Genomic DNA, 17,447 nt, shown 5'->3' with positions numbered 1-17,447 from the left:
GGTAATTACCCCAAGATCTCTTCAACGCTCTTACCACGCTTAGCTGCAACAGATGCTGGCGATTTCATATTCGCTAGCGCTGAAACAGTAGCACGTACTACGTTGATTGGGTTAGTAGAACCGTATGCTTTAGACAATACGTTCTGTACGCCTGCAACTTCTAGTACTGCACGCATCGCGCCACCGGCGATGATACCTGTACCTTCAGACGCAGGTTGCATGTAAACCTTAGAACCTGAATGACGACCCTTGATAGGGTGTTGAAGAGTAGTACCCTTCAAGTCAATCGTTACTAAGTTACGACGAGCCTTTTCCATTGCTTTTTGGATTGCAGCAGGCACTTCACGTGCTTTACCGTAACCAAAACCAACGCGGCCATTACCATCACCAACTACTGTTAGTGCTGTGAAACTGAATATACGACCACCTTTAACCACTTTTGAAACGCGGTTAACAGCAATCAATTTTTCAGCTAAATCACTTTGTTGTGTGTTTTCTACATTAGCCATCATCAACTCCTAGAACTGAAGGCCAGCTTCACGAGCTGCTTCAGCTAACGCTTTCACGCGACCGTGGTAACGGAAACCTGAACGATCAAATGCTACTGACTCTACGCCTTTAGCTTTTGCACGTTCTGCGATTGCTTTGCCAACAGCTTCTGCTGCAGCAATGTTACCTGTTTTTTCAACTTGTGCTTTCACTTCTTTATCTAAAGTTGAAGCTGATGCTAAAACTTCAGAACCAGTTGGAGCGATAAGTTGCGCGTAAATATGGCGAGGAGTACGGTGAACGACTAAACGATTCGCACCCAACTCGCTGATTTTTGCACGTGCACGTTTTGCACGGCGTAAACGAGATGTTTTCTTATCCATCGTATTACCCTACTTCTTCTTAGCTTCTTTACGGCGTACATATTCGTCGCTATAACGAATACCTTTACCTTTATAAGGCTCAGGCTTACGGTATGCACGAATGTTCGCAGCAACTTGACCAACCAACTGTTTGTTAGCACTTTTAAGTACAACTTCAGTCTGGCTAGGAGTTTCACATGTAACCCCTTCAGGGATTGCATGATCTACTGGGTGAGAAAAACCTAAAGAAAGGTTTAACACTTTACCAGCAGCTTTTGCACGGTAACCAACACCGTTAAGAATTAATTTCTTCTCAAAACCTTTGCTAGCGCCAACAACCATGTTGTTGATGTTTGCACGAGCAGTACCGGCTTGCATCCAAGCAGCTTTGCTATCTTCTGTTACTTCAGTGTTGATAGAGTTTTCTTCTTGAGAAACTTTAACAAGACTGTGAACAGTAGCAGTTAGTTCGCCAACTGGACCTTTAACTGTGATGTCTTGGCCTGATAACGTTACGGTAACGCCAGCAGGAACTTCGACAGGTGCTTTTGCAACACGAGACATTTTTTTGCTCCTTACGCTACGATACCGATGATTTCACCGCCTAGACCCGCTTTGCGAGCGTCGCGATCAGCCATCAAACCTTTAGAAGTAGAAACGATTGCGATACCCATACCTGCAAGTACTTTAGGAAGCTCTTGAGCACCCTTATATACACGTAAACCAGGACGAGAAACACGTTTAATTGTTTCGATTACTTCTTTACCTTCAAAATATTTCAACTCAACAGTTAAATCTGGCTTTACATCACCTGATACTGAGAAATCTGAAATAAAACCTTCTTCTTTAAGCAAGTTAGCAATAGCAACTTTTAGCTTAGAAGATGGCATTACTACTGCAGTCTTTTCTGCAGATTGACCGTTGCGGATGCGTGTAAACATGTCCGCGATAGGATCAGTCATCATAACCATTTACTCCCGTGAATTACCAACTAGCTTTCTTAAGACCAGGAACTTCACCGCGCATCATGTGCTCACGTAATTGAATACGGCTAAGGCCGAACTTACGTAAGTAACCATGTGGGCGACCCGTTACGTTACAACGATTACGTTGACGTGCAGAACTTGAGTCACGTGGTAAAGTTTGAAGTTTTAAAACGGCATCCCAGCGCTCTTCTTCAGAAGAATTAACACTTGAGATGATTTCTTTTAAAGCACGACGCTTTTCAGCGTACTTTGCAACTAGTTTAGTGCGTTTTGCTTCACGAGCTTTCATTGACGATTTAGCCATAACTCTACACCTTATTTCTTGAACGGAAAGTTAAAGGCAGTCAGCAAAGCATGACCTTCTTCGTTAGATTGCGCAGTAGTAGTGATAGTAATATCCATACCACGAATCTTATCGATTTTATCATAATCGATTTCTGGGAAGATGATTTGCTCTTTCACGCCCATGCTATAATTACCACGACCATCGAACGATTTAGGGTTCAAGCCACGGAAATCACGGATACGAGGAACTGAGATAGAGATTAAGCGCTCTAAAAATTCCCACATTCTTTCGCCGCGTAAAGTTACTTTTGCGCCAATAGGATAGCCTTCACGGATCTTAAAGCCAGCAACTGATTTGCGTGCTTTAGTGATCAGAGGCTTTTGACCTGAGATTGCAGTAAGATCATTTGTGGCAGCTTCTAAAACCTTTTTATCGGCAATTGCTTCACCAACACCCATGTTTAGGGTGATCTTTTCAATCCGAGGGACTTGCATGACACTTTTGTAATCAAACTTCTTTTGAAGTTCAGCTACAACTGTATCTTTGTAAAAATCATGCAGTTTCGCCATCGTTTACTCCAATTAAAATTAAACTAATTCGTTATTAGATTTGAAGAAACGAACTTTTTTGCCGTCTTCAATTCTAAAACCAACACGATCTGCCTTGCCTGTAGCAGGGTTTACGATCGCAACATTAGATACGTGAATAGGTGCTTCTTTTTCTACGATGCCACCAGCTTGCTGTAACTGAGGTACAGGCTTCTGATGCTTCTTAACTAAGTTAACACCTTCTACAAATACTTTGCTGTCTTCAACAAGAACTTTAGTAACTTTACCAGTTTTGCCCTTGTCTTTACCTGCAAGTACGATTACTTCATCATCACGACGAATCTTATTTGCCATTATCGTGACTCCTTATAGTACTTCTGGTGCAAGTGACACGATTTTCATGAACTTTTCAGTTCTTAATTCACGTGTTACCGGCCCGAAAATACGAGTACCAATTGGCTGTAAGTTTGCATTAAGCATTACAGCCGCGTTGCCGTCAAAGCGAATGGCTGAGCCATCCTGGCGACGAACGCCCTTTTTAGTGCGCACCACTACCGCATTCAGTACATCACCTTTTTTCACTTTACCGCGAGGAATTGCTTCCTTCACTGCTACTTTGATGACGTCACCTATGCGTGCATAGCGACGGTGCGAGCCACCAAGGACCTTAATACATTGCACGCGTCGAGCGCCACTGTTATCAGCAACGTCTAGCTGTGTTTGCATTTGGATCATTTTATGTGCTCCGCTGTTATTAAATTCAAGGCCAGAAATTTGACCCGTCACTGCCTTTAAAACCCATCCGTTATTCGGAGGGCGCGAGATTATAACACCACTTTTTTAAAATTGGTACTTTAAATGAACAATATTTAAAGTGTTGAATATATTTGTTCAGATTTATGTACAGAATTCAGCAAGACCACAAATTATAAAAGAAACACTGAAAACGAATAACTCCATACTGTATTGGGTTGAAATAAAAATTATACAAGGGGTTGGCGTACTTATTGAGTTAATAGTTTTATTTCATCTAGCAAGTAATAAATTTTGTCATCTACTATCATGCGCAATTCACGACTAGTATGCGCCCTACTCTGGTGACTCATAAGCACCTTGATAACAGAAATATCGATATCGTAAGTCCATTTGGTGATTAAATACACTTGCTATATATTCCATAACAACTTTAGCGTTTTAAATAGAGAATAGTTATCTTCGCCAAAAGATATAATAATGTTGGGCTTCATCGTATTATTTCGGTAGTCAGGATACACGCGTTATATTGCAAACTGATTAAATCGCCTTTGTAAGTTACTGTGATAGTAAAACGAACTTGGTTTAAAACAGCGACACAAACTTTTAAAGAAAGGTTCATATAGTTGTTATCTAATCTTCTGAAAATAGCTTACTACGCAAATTCAGAGATAAATACTATGTATACAGGCCTCATAAGTGTCATTTTTACCACATATAACTCTGTTAAATGGTTAAATAAAGTATTAACAGGATTTCACTGTCAAACCGATAGAAACTTTGAAGTAATAGTCGCAGATGATGGTTCTACCATTGATACGAGAAACGCCATTAATTGTTTTAGTGAAAAAACCCAGCTCCCTATTTCACATGTTTGGCAAAAGGATAACGGATTTCAAAAATGTAAAATAATGAACAAAGCCTTAAAAGTAGCTAAAGGTGATTATGTTATTTTTACTGATGGTGATTGTATTCCAAGAAATGATTTCGTTTCGGTTCATCGTAAATATGCAGAGCCGGGTTATTTTCTTTCGGGCGGCTATTTTAAATTGCCGCTAAAAACGAGTAACACCATTTGTGTGCAAGATATCATTTCAGGTAAAGCGTTTTCTCCAGAGTGGCTTTTAAACAATGGTTTAAAGAAAACGCACAAACTGGCTAAATTGAAAGCAACAAAAGCTACTGCAAAGATTTTGAATGCAATAACGCCTACGCGACGAACTTGGAACGGGCATAACGCTTCAGGTTGGAAGTCAGATATTGAGAGCGTAAATGGCTTCGACGAAAGAATGCAATATGGTGGTCAAGACTGTGAGCTCGGTTATCGATTGAAACACAAAGGTATCAAAGCAAAACAAATTAGGTATAGTGCAATTTGCGTTCACTTAGATCATCCACGCGGATATGTTACCAAAGAAATGTTAGCAAATAGCCGCTTGATCAAAGACACCACGCTGAGTCAAAAATTAACCTTTACCGAGTTTGGTTTAGAAAAAGAATATCAGTAGGTTCAAAAATCAAAAAGCCCCGCATAAGCGGGGCTTTTACTTTATCTACTAATTTAGTGATTAGTTAAATCAGCAATTACGCTTTTTCAACTACGTCTACTAAAGTCCAAGACTTAGTCTTAGAAATAGGAGCACATTCACGAATAGTAACTAAATCACCTGTATTACATACGTTAGCTTCATCGTGCGCTTTCAACTTAGTTGAACGCGAAATGAACTTACCGTAGATAGGGTGCTTAACACGACGCTCGATCAGGACAGTGATAGACTTATCCATTTTGTCACTGATTACGCGACCTTGTAGTGTACGAATTTTATCGCTCATTACTTACCAGCCTTCTCAGTTATGATAGTCTTAACACGTGCAATATTGCGACGTACCGTTTTTAGCAAGTGAGTTTGCGCTAACTGACCTGTGCTTGCTTGCATGCGATAGTTAAACTGTTCGCGCATAAGCTCAAGTAATTCAGCATTTAACTCTTCAATGCTTTTGTCTTTTAATTCGCTAGCTTTCATTACATCACCGTTCTAGTTACGAAGGTTGTTTTGAACGGAAGTTTAGCTGCTGCTAAAGCAAATGCTTCACGCGCTAACTCTTCTGATACACCTTCCATTTCATAAAGAACACGACCTGGTAGAATTTGACATACCCAATATTCCACAGAACCTTTACCTTTACCCATACGAACCTCAAGAGGTTTCTTAGTAATTGGTTTGTCCGGGAAAACACGGATCCAAATTTTACCTTGACGCTTAACGTGACGTGTCATTGCACGACGAGCCGCTTCAATCTGACGAGCAGTCATACGACCACGCTCAACAGATTTAAGACCGTAAGTACCGAAGCTTACAGTGCTACCAGTGTTTGCAAGGCCACGGTTACGCAATTTAAATTGCTTACGGAATTTAGTACGTTTTGGTTGTAACATTACTTATCCCCTACTTGCTCTTGCGGTTGTTTCTTTTCTTAGGTTTAGCTGGTGCTTCTACCTGTGCAGGCATGCCACCAATTACTTCACCTTTAAAGATCCAAACTTTAATACCGATTACACCATAAGTAGTGTCAGCACGTGCAATTGAATAATCAATATCTGCACGTAAAGTGTGAAGAGGTACACGACCTTCACGATACCACTCAGAACGAGCAATATCTGCGCCGCCTAAACGACCGCTAACTTCTACTTTGATACCCTTAGCACCTAAACGCATAGCGTTTTGAACAGCACGCTTCATCGCACGACGGAACATAACACGACGCTCTAATTGGCTCGCGATGCTGTCAGCAACTAATTGTGAATCCATTTCTGGCTTACGTACTTCCGCAATGTTAATTTGCGCAGGCACACCAGCGATTTTAGATACTTTTACACGTAATTTTTCTACGTCTTCGCCTTTCTTACCGATAACAACACCAGGACGAGCCGTGTGAATTGTTACGCGGATTGATTTAGCAGGACGCTCAATTACGATTTTTGATAATGATGCACGCTTAAGCTTTTCAGATAAATATGCACGAACTAAATGATCGCCGTGTAAGTTATCTGCAAACTCTTTGCTACTTGCAAACCAAGTAGACGCGAAAGGTTTAGTGATACCTAAGCGAATACCATTTGGATGGACTTTTTGACCCATTCTAATATCTCCTAGCTATCAGCAACAATCACAGTAATGTGACTTGTACGCTTAAGGATACGATCCGCGCGACCTTTCGCACGAGGCTTAATACGCTTCATTGTAGGACCATCGTCAACCATAATGGTTTTAACGAATAAATCATCAATGTCTGCACCTTCGTTATGCTCTGCGTTAGCAATCGCTGAGTTAAGTACTTTCTTCACTAATACAGCAGCGCCTTTGTTGCTGTATTCTAAGATTTCCAAAGCTTTCTCAACGTGTAAGCCGCGGATTTGATCCACAACTAAACGTGCTTTTTGAGCAGAACCACGGGCAAATTTATGTTTAGCAATAGCTTCCATTTAACTTCCCCTTACTTCTTCTTCGCTTTCTTATCAGCAGCATGGCCGCGATAAGTACGTGTTGGTGCAAATTCACCTAATTTGTGACCGATCATTTCTTCGGTTACAAATACAGGAACGTGTTGACGACCATTATGGACAGCGATAGTCAATCCGATCATATTAGGTATGATCATTGAGCGACGGGACCAAGTTTTAATTGGCTTTTTATTCCCGCTTTCCACCGCTTTCTCTACCTTCGTCAACAAGTGTAGGTCAATAAAAGGACCTTTCTTGAGAGAACGTGGCATGGTGATTCCTCTTTAATTAATTAAGCACTAATTACTTAGTACGACGACGTACGATAAATTTATCTGTACGCTTGTTCTTACGAGTCTTATAACCCTTAGTTGGTACACCCCAAGGAGATACCGGATGACGACCGCCTGAAGTTTTACCTTCACCACCACCGTGTGGGTGATCAACTGGGTTCATGGCTACACCACGAACTGTTGGGCGAACACCACGCCAACGTTGAGCACCAGCTTTACCTAAAGAGCGAAGCATGTGTTCAGCATTGCCGATTTCACCTAGTGTTGCACGACAATCTGCTTCTACTTTGCGCATTTCGCCTGAGCGAAGACGTAAAGTTACATAAGCACCGTCTTTTGCAACTAACTGAGCGTAAGTACCCGCCGCACGAGCGATTTGAGCACCTTTGCCAGGTTTAAGTTCAATTGCGTGTACAACACTACCTAATGGTGTGTTGCGCAATGGTAATGTATTACCTGCTTTAATTGGTGCATCTGCACCAGACTGAATTGCATCACCAGCTTTTAGGCCTTTTGGCGCTAAAATGTAACGACGCTCACCGTCTGCATATAATACTAATGCGATATTAGCTGAACGATTTGGATCATATTCCAAACGCTCTACCTTCGCAGGGATACCATCTTTAGTACGTTTAAAGTCGATTACGCGATAATGATGCTTATGACCACCACCAACGTGACGAACAGTAATACGGCCCGTGTTGTTACGACCACCTGATTTAGAGTTTTTCTCTAAAAGTGGAGCGTAAGGCTTACCTTTATATAGGTCCGGGTTTGTCACTTTAACTACATGGCGACGACCCGGAGAAGTTGGTTTACATTTAACAACTGCCATTTTGCTTCTCCTATGCTTCTGCGCCAACGAAGTCGATGTCGCTACCTTCTGCAAGAGTTACATAAGCTTTTTTCCAATCGCTACGTTGGCCCATACGAGCACCCGTGCGCTTAGCTTTACCCTTAACATTTAAAGTACGAACACCGTCAACTTTTACGTCGAAAAGTTTCTCTACTGCCGCTTTGATTTCAGCTTTTTTAGCATCAGTTGCTACTTTGAAAACAATTGTATTGTTCGCTTCAGCAGTCAATGTTGCTTTTTCAGAAATGTTTGGTGCCAAAAGCACTTTTAACAAACGTTCTTCGCTTATCATGCTAACATCTCCTCGATTTGCTTAACCGCACCAGCAGTCATTAATACTTTCTCGAAACCAACTAAAGAAACAGGGTCAATCGCTTGAACGTCAACAACGTCAACTTTGTATAAGTTACGAGCAGAAAGGAATAAATTCTCATCTACTTCTGGTGTAACAATTAATACATCTTTAAGCTCTAAACCTTTTAACTTAGCAACTAAGTCTTTAGTTTTCGGTGTATCTACTGAGAAGTCATTTACAATCACTAAACGTTCTTGACGAACTAACTCAGAAAGGATGCTTTTGATCGCACCACGATACATTTTACGGTTTACTTTTTGGCTGTGATCTTGAGGACGTGCAGCGAATGTAACGCCACCTGTTCTCCAAATTGGACCACGAGTTGTACCAGCACGTGCGCGGCCAGTACCTTTTTGACGCCATGGCTTTTTGCCGCCGCCGCTAACTTCAGAACGGTTCTTTTGCTTAACAGTACCTTGACGAGCACCTGCTGCATACGCAACAACTACTTGGTGTACTAAAGCTTCGTTGAACTCACGTCCGAAAGTTGCTTCAGAAACTTCTAAAGCGCCTGACGCGTCTTTTAATGCTAATTCCATCAAAATTCTCCTCAGACGTTAGGCTTTAACAGCTGGCTTGATGATTACGTCAGCGTTTACATGACCCGGAACTGCACCTTTAATAAGAAGCAAGTTACGTTCAGCGTCTACGCGAACTAATTCAAGGTTTTGAGTTGTAACTTTCTCAGCACCCATGTGACCAGACATTTTTTTGCCTTTAAATACACGACCTGGTGTTTGACACTGGCCGATAGAACCGTTTGAACGGTGAGAGATAGAGTTACCGTGAGTAGCATCTTGCATACGGAAGTTCCAACGCTTAATACCACCTTGGAAACCTTTACCTTTCGATGTACCGGTTACGTCTACTAAATTTGTTTCGTTGAATAGTTCAACAGTGATTTCGCTACCAGCTGCTAAATCAGCACCTTCGCCTTCCGTTAAACGGAATTCCCATAAACCACGACCAGCTTCGATACCTGCTTTCGCAAAGTGACCAGCAGTTGGCTTGTTTACACGGTTAGCTTTCTTAGTACCAGTAGTAACTTGAATCGCTGAGTAACCATCGTTGTCTACAGTTTTTACCTGAGCAACACGGTTAGCTTCAACTTCTAGGACTGTAACTGGAGTAGATACGCCATCTTCAGTGAAGATACGTGTCATACCAACTTTGCGTCCAACTAGACCTATAGTCATGTTAAAACCCCCTATTAACCCAAGCTAATTTGAACGTCGACACCAGCTGCTAAGTCTAAACGCATTAATGCATCAACAGTCTTATCAGTAGGTTCTACGATATCAATTAAACGCTTGTGAGTACGAATTTCGTACTGGTCACGCGCATCTTTGTTAACGTGTGGAGAAATCAAAATAGTGAAACGCTCTTTGCGCGTAGGTAATGGAATTGGACCACGAACCTGAGCACCAGTACGTTTAGCAGTATCAACGATTTCTGCTGTAGATTGATCAATCAAACGATGATCAAACGCTTTCAAACGAATGCGAATTCTTTGATTTGACATTTATCAAATCCCCTAATAAAAGAACGAACAAAGTACAGCCCATCTCCTTTCTTATTGAGAAAGGGGGGAGTACCGATTAAATCATTCAACTCCAAATCGGAGTTGCTGTAGAGTTTGAAAACCCTAAGGTTTCAAACTAAACCCTGTAGGCAAAGCCAAAACAGGAGGGCGTATTATACATAAGGATAAAAAAAGAGCAACCGTTAATTTATGTTGCTCTCTTATGCTTATTAACTGCCTTCCATTAACCAAAAAGGAAATATCAAAAGCTAAGGTGTCTTTAACATTATTTTTTTCTATTTCTATTTAGTTCACCTGGTGTCATTGGTGGTGTTGCATTGGGCTTAAACGAGTTCCACCGGTCCGACCTAATAAATATACCACGAGAAACGTTTCTTTTATTTTCTGTCATCATTGCAAGCGCCCTTTCTTTCGAGCGCAAATTGAGTAATAAGTTAAACTGAGGTAAAACAGGTTTTTTATACGTACCGTTCAATTCATATTGCTGACTGTTACGAATTAATTGAATCTTAAGCTGATCATCATTATTCAACGCGGTAACTTCTTCAATTAACGGTGTTAAAGATTTAGTTATATTACGTCCATTAATTTTCGTTAATATATCCCCTTCCATTACGCCTATAGACTTAAGTGGACTGTCTTCGATAAGTAATTCAACCTGCACTCCTGTACCTAAATCCAAAACCCCTTCCAACCCTAAAGATTCAATTTTCTCTTCGGGCCTGAATAACTGTATATACTCAGTTGATATATCACGTTGACTATAAAATTTTACTAATGACATTGTTAGTTGTTCATAATCAAATTGAAGTGCATTAGATAACTGATTTATACGGTTAAACGAAATATTATTAAGCAACTCACTGCTACCGAAGCTAAATATACTGCTAGGAACAAAGACGAGTTCGTCTTCTCCCTCAATCATAAATTTTCGGTTTTGACGCTGTACCATCATTTTTATTTGATAATTATTATTTCTTATAATCTTTAAATATAAATTCAACGCATCGATAGGCTTTTTATTATCAAATGAAATACTTATACCCGTATTATCAAAACTGATGATTTCATCACCAGTTCTTAATCCTAAATTGAATGCTGGTGAACTCGGTAGCACTGATAACAGTTTAATATGACCATCAGTCGTATAAGAATTTTCAGTTACGGTACCAAAATATCTATTGACCTTTAGCGGGTCGATATTGCCAATTGGTAAAGATTTCCCCGCTATTTGGTAGTGCCTAAATGATTTTTGACGAAATGCTTGAAGCTTTTTCTCTAAGTTTTCAGGAAGACGCGACATAGTTAATGTAGTACTTGACGACGCACCTTCAAGTACCGTGCCTTCAGGCATTTTGCATTCACGAGGTGTTTTTTTTAATAAACTTATTGTTTGAGGTTGATCATCATAAATAAATGTATAGGAATAGCCTGCTTCAAAATAATATTGTTGTGCCAAATACACGATATCATCGTCTGTCATTATGTCTAATGTTGTTGAAGGGTCTAAGCGCATAATTCTTTTTTGCTTTTTTACAGCAAACAGTGATAGTAATTGAGGGCCTTCAGCAAGGTAATAGATGCCCTTCCCATTCAAAAGATCTTTATAACTATATTTTTCCTCTACCTGTTTATAATTAACTGAATCTAAGACAACAAGTCTATCATTGTGTTTAAATTGCAATGATGCGCACTGACTTGCAAATAATGTATTTGTATAAAGCACGGAAATAAAAATACATATTTTAAATACTAATTTCATTACCTTCTTCCTTATTACCACTCACAATATGCTGTTGGATAACCTGTTTACGCTCCGTTAAAATTTTCAATTTATCTTCTGTGTTTTCAGCATTCATTAACTTAATATCTAATGCTTGTAACGTTCCAATTAATGACGCTCTTCTATAAGTTACTTGTTGTTGCAGCTGAATTTTTTCTTCGAGTAACATGTTCGAGATCAAAACATGCTCAAGTTGTTGCTTCAAAGTAAACTGACTCCACATCATCCACCCAATCGAAGCAAATAGTATGGTTGCAGCCGCACTAAACATGAGTTTTTTCCATGGCCCAACATTTCTTTCTTCTTTCTCAAGCTTAGGTTGAATTGTTTGCCACAAATCATTGGGAGGGAGGATTAATTCAACATATTGAGCACTTTCACAAAGTAAAAGAATTTTTTGATGCTCATCACGGCAAGATTCACACGTTGCCAAGTGAGACTTTTCCATTTTGGTTAATTGTTGAAGAAACCGATCATTCGCAATATGCATGATTTCTAACCTCTGGCATGGTTCTTAGCTTTTTCAAAGCTCTTGATACGATTGATTTAGAATAACTAGGCGTTTTATCGACTAAAACAGCGATTTCATCATGGCTATATTGTTCAACAATAAACAACCATAAAACTAAACGTTCAGCCTCATTAATTTTCACAAGTAGAGCGTCTAATAATGCACTATCTTGAATCATCTTATGGGGTTCAAAATCAATCAAGCCTCCCTCATCAGACGAATGTCCCATCAAAACTATGCGTTTGTTTCGCTTTATAAAATTCAAAGTATTGTTAAACGCTATTCGCTTTGACCAAGCAATAAAAGAATGCTGTTTTCTATATAAATGCACTTTTTCAAAAATATCTAGGAATGTATCCTGCAATAAATCTTGAGCAGTAGCATGATTTAAGCAAATTTTATAAATGACAGTATATATTTGTGGAGATAGCAAACGATAACAACGCTCAAAGGCGCAATGCTTTCCTTGCTTCATTTCTCCAATAAGACTCTCTTCCCAAATATCCAAAAACAATGTCCTTTTTAATAATTGTTCTTTTCCAAATATTTCACTTTACACAGCATAAAACACTTTACCTTTAAAAAACGTCGCAATTAAAATCAATTATATACACTTGAACAACTTACCAGATACTTCAATCTGTTCATACACGAAGAAGCCCTAGATTTATCTACTGACAAACCATAGAAATTACAATTTTCTACAGGAAGTTATTTTTGTTTAACGTAACTTCTGGTATACTCGCGCGGTTTTTATTCACTAACCCTTTAGAGCAAAGCAATGTCAGATTTAAGCAAATACAGAAATATTGGTATTTTCGCTCACGTTGATGCTGGTAAAACCACAACAACTGAACGAATTTTGAAACTTACAGGTAAAATACATAAGTTAGGTGAAGTTCACGATGGTGAATCTACTACTGACTTCATGGAACAAGAAGCAGAGCGTGGTATTACTATCCAGTCAGCTGCTGTAACATGTGAGTGGAAAAAGCACCGTTTTAACGTAATTGACACTCCTGGTCACGTTGACTTCACAGTTGAAGTATACCGTTCATTAAAAGTTCTTGATGGTGGTATTGGTGTATTCTGTGGTTCTGGTGGTGTTGAGCCACAATCAGAAACTAACTGGCGCTACGCTAACGAATCAAAAGTAGCTCGTTTAATATTCGTAAACAAGCTTGACCGTTTAGGCGCAAACTTCTACCGCGTTAAAGATCAAGTTAAAAATGTACTTGGCGCAAACCCACTTGTAATGACTTTACCAATCGGTGAAGAAGACGAGTTCGTTGGTGTTGTAGACGTTTTATCTCAAAAAGCATACATTTGGGATGACTCAGGTCAACCAGAAAACTACGAAATTACAGATATTCCAGCAGACATGGTAGACGACGCAGCAGCATACCGTGAAGAATTAATCGAAACTGCTTTAGAAGCAGATGAAGATTTATTAATGGAATACCTAGAAGGTGAAGTTAACCCTACTGAAGAACAAATCAAAGCGTGTATCCGTAAAGGTACTAACGAATTATTATTCTTCCCAACATACTGTGGTTCTGCATTTAAGAACAAAGGTATGCAACTTCTTCTTGACGCTGTTGTTGATTACTTACCATCACCAACTGAAGTTCCACCTCAACCATTAACAGATGAAGAAGGTGAACCTACTGGCGAATTCGCAATTGTTGATCCAGATAACGAACCATTCCGTGCATTAGCATTTAAAATTATGGATGACCGTTTCGGTGCACTTACTTTCATACGTATCTACTCTGGCCGTGTTAAGAAAGGTGACACAGTACTTAACTCGTTTACAGGTAAAACTGAGCGTATTGGCCGTATGGTTGAGATGCAAGCAGATGACCGTACTGAGTTAACTGAAGCACAAGCCGGTGACATTTTAGCTATCGTTGGTATGAAGAACGTTCAAACAGGTCACACATTATGTGACGTTAAGAGCCCTTGTACACTTGAAGCAATGGTATTCCCAGAACCAGTAATCTCAATTGCTGTTGCACCAAAAGATAAAGGTTCAACTGAAAAAATGGGTATTGCTATTGGTAAAATGGTTGCAGAAGATCCGTCTTTCCAAGTTGAAACAGACGAAGATTCAGGTGAAACTATCCTTAAAGGTATGGGTGAGCTTCACTTAGATATCAAAGTAGATATCTTAAAGCGTACTTACGGCGTTGAACTTGAAGTTGGTAAGCCACAAGTAGCATACCGCGAAACTATCACACAAGAGATTGAAGATTCTTACACGCATAAGAAACAATCTGGTGGTTCTGGTCAATTCGGTAAGATTGATTACCGCATCAAGCCAGGCGAGCAAAACTCAGGTTTTGTTTTCAAATCAACCGTTGTTGGTGGTAACGTTCCTAAAGAATTCTTCCCTGCTATTGAAAAAGGCTTCAAGGGCATGATGGACGAAGGTGTTCTTGCTGGTTTCCCTGTATTAGACGTTGAAGTTGAGTTATTCGACGGTGGTTACCATGCGGTGGATTCATCAGCTGTTGCATTCGAAATCGCTGCTAAAGGCGCTTTCCGTCAATCAATTCCTAAAGCAGGTGCACAACTTCTTGAACCAATCATGAAAGTTGACGTATACACGCCAGAAGACAACGTAGGTGACGTAATTGGTGACCTTAACCGTCGTCGTGGCATGATCAAAGACCAAGAAGCTGGCACAACAGGTGTTCGCATCAAAGGTGACGTACCTCTTTCTGAGATGTTTGGTTACATTGGACACTTACGTACAATCACTTCAGGTCGTGGTCAATTCTCTATGGAATTCAGCCACTACTCAGCTTGTCCAAGCAACGTAGCTGACGAAGTAATTGCAGAAGCAAAAGCACGTAAAGAAGCTAAGTAATTTAGCCCTTTAACACTTTTTGAAAAGCCTCGCTTATGCGGGGCTTTTTTGTGCCTGTAATTAACGCTAGATGTACTGCAACAATGGGTAGTTAATTACATCACACACATACTCAATACCTAAGTACAATAAAGGTAAAATCAGCAATTTTGAAGTGAACTAACTTTCTGGTAAGAGAATTTAAACACGAAACGTGCACCATTAATTTGTTTTAGTAACTTCGATAAAGTACTCCAAAAATAGTTATATTTTGATTATTTAGTTAAACAATAAATTTACAACAATAATACAACAACCAACTATAGTTATATATATCAAATAGATACCGACAAACCAATAAAGTTCGTAAGTTGCATGACTTGCTCAAATAGAAATCTCTCCCTAAGTTCATTTCATCTTGGCTGTTAACAATTCAGCTGTAAAATTTATAGGGTAACTAGGTGTCACAATTATTTAGAAAACAAGCCGTCGATGCGCAAGGACAAAAGCTCAAAGGTACGATTTCTTTAGCACAACCCCTCTCGCTAAAAATAACCGTAATCACAATAACGATTATTACTTTATCAACATTGCTGTTTTTGTTTAATGCACATTATACAAGAAAGGAAACCATAATAGGCTTTTTAAGGCCCGATAAAGGAATTATCAAAAGCTATTCAAAAAGTTTGGGTACAGTAAAAGAAGTATTTGTATCAGCGGGTCAACGAGTTAAAGCGGGAACACCTTTGGTTTCTGTAATTAGTAATCGAGCGCTGGAAAATGGGGTAGATGTTAATCAAAAAATGATCTCTGAATTGAGTCAACAAATTCATTTATTAAAGCTAGAACTTAAAGATTTACCCATACTTGAACAAAATAACCGAGATAAGCTAACAAAACAATTAATCTTAACTCAAGGTTCAATTGCGGGAACTAACATACAGAAAGAACTCGTTAATAAGAAAGTTACGCTATTAGATCAGCAAGCCAAACAATTAAACAACCTATACAACAAAGGGTTTATTTCACAACTAGACATACAGAACCACCAAGAAAAACAACTTATGTCTCTTCAAGAAATAGAACAACTTAATAGCTCAACAATTAACTTGAAATTCAAAAGTGCACAACTGCAAAACCAAATTGTATTACTTTCAAAGGAATACCAGTCAAAACAACGTGCTATAAAGCAAAAGCTATCAACATTAAACAATCAACTATTGGAAATGAAAAGTAACTTTAGCTACGTAGTAACCGCTGCACAAAACGGTACGGTTACAGATATTCATGTATTACCAGGAGAAACGCTAAGTAAAATAAGACCATTGCTAACAATCCTACCACAGCAATCCTCTCTAATAGCTGAATTAATGTTACCAACTAGATCTGCGGGGTTTATAGCTCAGGGCGATACTGCATTCTTGAGATTTGATGCATTTCCTCATCAAAAATTTGGCTATATAAAAGGGGAAGTTACACGAATCGACAATGTTCTTATCACTCAACAAGATGTCAATTTTCCCATTAGCATTAACGAACCTGTTTATAGGCTGCAAGCTAAATTAAATACGCAATTTATCGAAGCTTATGAAAAAAAGCTACCGCTCAAAAGTGGCATGAAGTTTAAGGCAGACATCGTGCTAGAAAACCGCACACTATTTGAATGGCTTATTGATCCAATCCTAAGTGTTAAAAATAAGTTGAGATAAGACCATGTTAATAAAAAATATCAGTAACCTGCCAATATTATTAAAACTTAAACAACAACTATTGGCCTACCCATTAAAAACAACACTAGCATTAATTCAAGGGATTACAGGCTTATCAATTGTTCTGAATACTGAAGCAGTATTATTATTTTTCAGCGCGATTTTAATTATGCTTAGTAGTGTGTTTATTATCTATTCAACCATAAGAAACTCAGCTTATTTGTTCACGTTAAGTGTAACACTCACTTATTGTTATTTTGTTCTTTTTTTCACGTCGCTATCTGACTTTATGACCCAAGGATACTGGCTTTTCTATAGCGTTATATTGGTACTTTACATGTATTTTGTTCAATTAATTAGAGCAATAGAAGAGGATTGTTACACATGATGAATTTTAGTGTTCACTACCGAGTAAATCATATATTAAATAGTTTATTTATATTGACAGTAGTCTGTGTACTTCATCCTTCCAGCACTTATTTTGTCTGTATAGGAATTTGGCTCACAATTGGCTTCCTGGATTTTTTACTTGTTTATAACAAAGTGCAAAAACTGCTCTTTTCTAGAGTGAGCTTTGATGAATTTATTGTACATACCAGAACAGGAAAAATGATTCATAT

The 17,447-nt window shown here is 39.0% G+C and carries 25 protein-coding genes; 3 read left to right on the top strand and 22 right to left on the bottom strand.

The window, feature by feature from the left end; genetic code table 11:
• Positions 1-5: 5 nt before the first annotated feature.
• The 8 genes from rpsE to rplN are packed head-to-tail and all read right to left on the bottom strand — an operon-like array spanning position 6 to position 3,406.
• Positions 6-509 (bottom strand): 30S ribosomal protein S5, encoded by a 504-nt coding sequence (gene rpsE, locus QUE09_RS01320; protein ID WP_286234408.1) that lies wholly within the window; start codon positions 507-509, stop codon positions 6-8.
• Between the two features lie 9 nt (positions 510-518).
• Positions 519-872 carry a 50S ribosomal protein L18 gene (gene rplR / locus QUE09_RS01315; protein ID WP_074496185.1) on the bottom strand — a complete coding sequence of 118 codons (354 nt, stop codon included), beginning with the start codon at positions 870-872 and terminating at the stop codon, positions 519-521.
• A 9-nt stretch (positions 873-881) separates the two neighbouring features.
• A complete protein-coding gene (gene rplF, locus QUE09_RS01310; RefSeq protein WP_286234407.1) occupies positions 882-1,415 on the bottom strand; it encodes a 50S ribosomal protein L6 in 534 nt (177 codons plus the stop codon).
• A gap of 11 nt (positions 1,416-1,426) precedes the next feature.
• On the bottom strand, positions 1,427-1,816 hold the full coding sequence (gene rpsH, locus QUE09_RS01305) for a 30S ribosomal protein S8 (RefSeq protein ID WP_434017247.1): 390 nt from the start codon (positions 1,814-1,816) through the stop codon (positions 1,427-1,429).
• 19 nt (positions 1,817-1,835) lie between these two features.
• The gene (rpsN, locus tag QUE09_RS01300) at positions 1,836-2,141 is read right to left on the bottom strand and encodes a 30S ribosomal protein S14 (protein ID WP_286234405.1); all 306 of its coding nucleotides are present in this window, start codon (positions 2,139-2,141) and stop codon (positions 1,836-1,838) included.
• 11 nt (positions 2,142-2,152) lie between these two features.
• Complete coding sequence (rplE, locus tag QUE09_RS01295; RefSeq protein ID WP_074496188.1) at positions 2,153-2,692, bottom strand: 50S ribosomal protein L5; 540 nt, start codon at positions 2,690-2,692, stop codon at positions 2,153-2,155.
• An 18-nt stretch (positions 2,693-2,710) separates the two neighbouring features.
• Positions 2,711-3,025 carry a 50S ribosomal protein L24 gene (rplX, locus tag QUE09_RS01290; protein WP_286234404.1) on the bottom strand — a complete coding sequence of 105 codons (315 nt, stop codon included), beginning with the start codon at positions 3,023-3,025 and terminating at the stop codon, positions 2,711-2,713.
• 12 nt (positions 3,026-3,037) lie between these two features.
• Positions 3,038-3,406, bottom strand: a complete 369-nt coding sequence (gene rplN / locus QUE09_RS01285) for a 50S ribosomal protein L14 (protein ID WP_074496222.1) — start codon at positions 3,404-3,406, stop codon at positions 3,038-3,040.
• 698 nt (positions 3,407-4,104) lie between these two features.
• Here rplN and QUE09_RS01280 point away from each other — a divergent pair.
• A complete protein-coding gene (locus tag QUE09_RS01280) occupies positions 4,105-4,932 on the top strand; it encodes a glycosyltransferase family 2 protein (protein WP_286234403.1) in 828 nt (275 codons plus the stop codon).
• A gap of 76 nt (positions 4,933-5,008) precedes the next feature.
• Here the strand turns inward: QUE09_RS01280 and rpsQ are convergent, their stop codons facing one another.
• From rpsQ to QUE09_RS01210, 14 genes are all read right to left on the bottom strand, one after another.
• Positions 5,009-5,257: a 30S ribosomal protein S17 gene (gene rpsQ, locus QUE09_RS01275; RefSeq protein ID WP_286234402.1), complete on the bottom strand. Its 249-nt coding sequence runs from the start codon at positions 5,255-5,257 to the stop codon at positions 5,009-5,011.
• Positions 5,257-5,448 (bottom strand): 50S ribosomal protein L29, encoded by a 192-nt coding sequence (rpmC, locus tag QUE09_RS01270; RefSeq protein WP_074496191.1) that lies wholly within the window; start codon positions 5,446-5,448, stop codon positions 5,257-5,259. The genes rpsQ and rpmC overlap by 1 nt, the downstream gene beginning before the upstream one ends.
• On the bottom strand, positions 5,448-5,861 hold the full coding sequence (rplP, locus tag QUE09_RS01265; protein ID WP_074496192.1) for a 50S ribosomal protein L16: 414 nt from the start codon (positions 5,859-5,861) through the stop codon (positions 5,448-5,450). Before rplP ends, rpmC begins: the two co-directional genes overlap by 1 nt.
• 10 nt (positions 5,862-5,871) lie before the next feature.
• Positions 5,872-6,564 carry a 30S ribosomal protein S3 gene (gene rpsC / locus QUE09_RS01260; protein WP_074496193.1) on the bottom strand — a complete coding sequence of 231 codons (693 nt, stop codon included), beginning with the start codon at positions 6,562-6,564 and terminating at the stop codon, positions 5,872-5,874.
• Between the two features lie 11 nt (positions 6,565-6,575).
• Entirely contained in the window at positions 6,576-6,908 is a 333-nt protein-coding gene (gene rplV, locus QUE09_RS01255; protein WP_074496194.1) for a 50S ribosomal protein L22, read from the bottom strand.
• A gap of 11 nt (positions 6,909-6,919) precedes the next feature.
• Positions 6,920-7,198: a 30S ribosomal protein S19 gene (rpsS, locus tag QUE09_RS01250; RefSeq protein ID WP_074496195.1), complete on the bottom strand. Its 279-nt coding sequence runs from the start codon at positions 7,196-7,198 to the stop codon at positions 6,920-6,922.
• A gap of 31 nt (positions 7,199-7,229) precedes the next feature.
• Positions 7,230-8,054, bottom strand: a complete 825-nt coding sequence (gene rplB, locus QUE09_RS01245; protein WP_286234401.1) for a 50S ribosomal protein L2 — start codon at positions 8,052-8,054, stop codon at positions 7,230-7,232.
• Between the two features lie 10 nt (positions 8,055-8,064).
• On the bottom strand, positions 8,065-8,367 hold the full coding sequence (rplW, locus tag QUE09_RS01240) for a 50S ribosomal protein L23 (RefSeq protein WP_286234400.1): 303 nt from the start codon (positions 8,365-8,367) through the stop codon (positions 8,065-8,067).
• Complete coding sequence (rplD, locus tag QUE09_RS01235; RefSeq protein ID WP_286234399.1) at positions 8,364-8,969, bottom strand: 50S ribosomal protein L4; 606 nt, start codon at positions 8,967-8,969, stop codon at positions 8,364-8,366. The genes rplW and rplD overlap by 4 nt, the downstream gene beginning before the upstream one ends.
• 18 nt (positions 8,970-8,987) lie before the next feature.
• The gene (gene rplC / locus QUE09_RS01230) at positions 8,988-9,626 is read right to left on the bottom strand and encodes a 50S ribosomal protein L3 (RefSeq protein ID WP_286234398.1); all 639 of its coding nucleotides are present in this window, start codon (positions 9,624-9,626) and stop codon (positions 8,988-8,990) included.
• A 14-nt stretch (positions 9,627-9,640) separates the two neighbouring features.
• A complete protein-coding gene (gene rpsJ / locus QUE09_RS01225; protein ID WP_074496200.1) occupies positions 9,641-9,952 on the bottom strand; it encodes a 30S ribosomal protein S10 in 312 nt (103 codons plus the stop codon).
• Between the two features lie 286 nt (positions 9,953-10,238).
• Positions 10,239-11,735 carry a PDZ domain-containing protein gene (locus QUE09_RS01220; RefSeq protein ID WP_286234397.1) on the bottom strand — a complete coding sequence of 499 codons (1,497 nt, stop codon included), beginning with the start codon at positions 11,733-11,735 and terminating at the stop codon, positions 10,239-10,241.
• On the bottom strand, positions 11,719-12,246 hold the full coding sequence (locus QUE09_RS01215; RefSeq protein ID WP_286234396.1) for a hypothetical protein: 528 nt from the start codon (positions 12,244-12,246) through the stop codon (positions 11,719-11,721). Before QUE09_RS01215 ends, QUE09_RS01220 begins: the two co-directional genes overlap by 17 nt.
• Positions 12,230-12,775, bottom strand: coding sequence for an RNA polymerase sigma factor (locus tag QUE09_RS01210; RefSeq protein ID WP_286234395.1), 546 nt, complete (start codon positions 12,773-12,775; stop codon positions 12,230-12,232). Before QUE09_RS01210 ends, QUE09_RS01215 begins: the two co-directional genes overlap by 17 nt.
• Before the next feature lie 273 nt (positions 12,776-13,048).
• Between QUE09_RS01210 and fusA the strand changes: the two genes are divergently transcribed.
• Together fusA and QUE09_RS01200 are read left to right on the top strand one after the other, a co-directional pair.
• Positions 13,049-15,139 (top strand): elongation factor G, encoded by a 2,091-nt coding sequence (fusA, locus tag QUE09_RS01205; RefSeq protein WP_286234394.1) that lies wholly within the window; start codon positions 13,049-13,051, stop codon positions 15,137-15,139.
• 440 nt (positions 15,140-15,579) lie between these two features.
• Entirely contained in the window at positions 15,580-16,827 is a 1,248-nt protein-coding gene (locus tag QUE09_RS01200; protein WP_286234393.1) for an HlyD family secretion protein, read from the top strand.
• Positions 16,828-17,447: the final 620 nt, after the last annotated feature.

It is taken from the genome of Thalassotalea sediminis (genome assembly GCF_030295915.1).
GTDB classification, from domain to species: Bacteria; Pseudomonadota; Gammaproteobacteria; order Enterobacterales; family Alteromonadaceae; genus Thalassotalea_C; species Thalassotalea_C sediminis.
Note: the sequence above shows the minus strand (reverse complement) of the source record. Positions and strands in the feature narration are given on the sequence as shown.

Coding starts and splice junctions, on each gene's coding strand:
- rpsH (WP_434017247.1), bottom strand. CDS start 1,816: ATGATGACTGATCCTATCGCGGACATGTTTACACGCATCCGCAACGGT.
- rplF (WP_286234407.1), bottom strand. CDS start 1,415: ATGTCTCGTGTTGCAAAAGCACCTGTCGAAGTTCCTGCTGGCGTTACC.
- rplD (WP_286234399.1), bottom strand. CDS start 8,969: ATGGAATTAGCATTAAAAGACGCGTCAGGCGCTTTAGAAGTTTCTGAA.
- rpmC (WP_074496191.1), bottom strand. CDS start 5,448: ATGAAAGCTAGCGAATTAAAAGACAAAAGCATTGAAGAGTTAAATGCT.
- rplB (WP_286234401.1), bottom strand. CDS start 8,054: ATGGCAGTTGTTAAATGTAAACCAACTTCTCCGGGTCGTCGCCATGTA.
- QUE09_RS01280 (WP_286234403.1), top strand. CDS start 4,105: ATGTATACAGGCCTCATAAGTGTCATTTTTACCACATATAACTCTGTT.
- QUE09_RS01215 (WP_286234396.1), bottom strand. CDS start 12,246: ATGCATATTGCGAATGATCGGTTTCTTCAACAATTAACCAAAATGGAA.
- rplR (WP_074496185.1), bottom strand. CDS start 872: ATGGATAAGAAAACATCTCGTTTACGCCGTGCAAAACGTGCACGTGCA.
- rplV (WP_074496194.1), bottom strand. CDS start 6,908: ATGGAAGCTATTGCTAAACATAAATTTGCCCGTGGTTCTGCTCAAAAA.
- rplE (WP_074496188.1), bottom strand. CDS start 2,692: ATGGCGAAACTGCATGATTTTTACAAAGATACAGTTGTAGCTGAACTT.
- rplN (WP_074496222.1), bottom strand. CDS start 3,406: ATGATCCAAATGCAAACACAGCTAGACGTTGCTGATAACAGTGGCGCT.
- rplC (WP_286234398.1), bottom strand. CDS start 9,626: ATGACTATAGGTCTAGTTGGACGCAAAGTTGGTATGACACGTATCTTC.
- rplW (WP_286234400.1), bottom strand. CDS start 8,367: ATGATAAGCGAAGAACGTTTGTTAAAAGTGCTTTTGGCACCAAACATT.
- rplP (WP_074496192.1), bottom strand. CDS start 5,861: ATGTTACAACCAAAACGTACTAAATTCCGTAAGCAATTTAAATTGCGT.
- rpsE (WP_286234408.1), bottom strand. CDS start 509: ATGGCTAATGTAGAAAACACACAACAAAGTGATTTAGCTGAAAAATTG.
- rpsQ (WP_286234402.1), bottom strand. CDS start 5,257: ATGAGCGATAAAATTCGTACACTACAAGGTCGCGTAATCAGTGACAAA.
- rplX (WP_286234404.1), bottom strand. CDS start 3,025: ATGGCAAATAAGATTCGTCGTGATGATGAAGTAATCGTACTTGCAGGT.
- QUE09_RS01220 (WP_286234397.1), bottom strand. CDS start 11,735: ATGAAATTAGTATTTAAAATATGTATTTTTATTTCCGTGCTTTATACA.
- rpsJ (WP_074496200.1), bottom strand. CDS start 9,952: ATGTCAAATCAAAGAATTCGCATTCGTTTGAAAGCGTTTGATCATCGT.
- rpsN (WP_286234405.1), bottom strand. CDS start 2,141: ATGGCTAAATCGTCAATGAAAGCTCGTGAAGCAAAACGCACTAAACTA.
- rpsC (WP_074496193.1), bottom strand. CDS start 6,564: ATGGGTCAAAAAGTCCATCCAAATGGTATTCGCTTAGGTATCACTAAA.
- rpsS (WP_074496195.1), bottom strand. CDS start 7,198: ATGCCACGTTCTCTCAAGAAAGGTCCTTTTATTGACCTACACTTGTTG.
- fusA (WP_286234394.1), top strand. CDS start 13,049: ATGTCAGATTTAAGCAAATACAGAAATATTGGTATTTTCGCTCACGTT.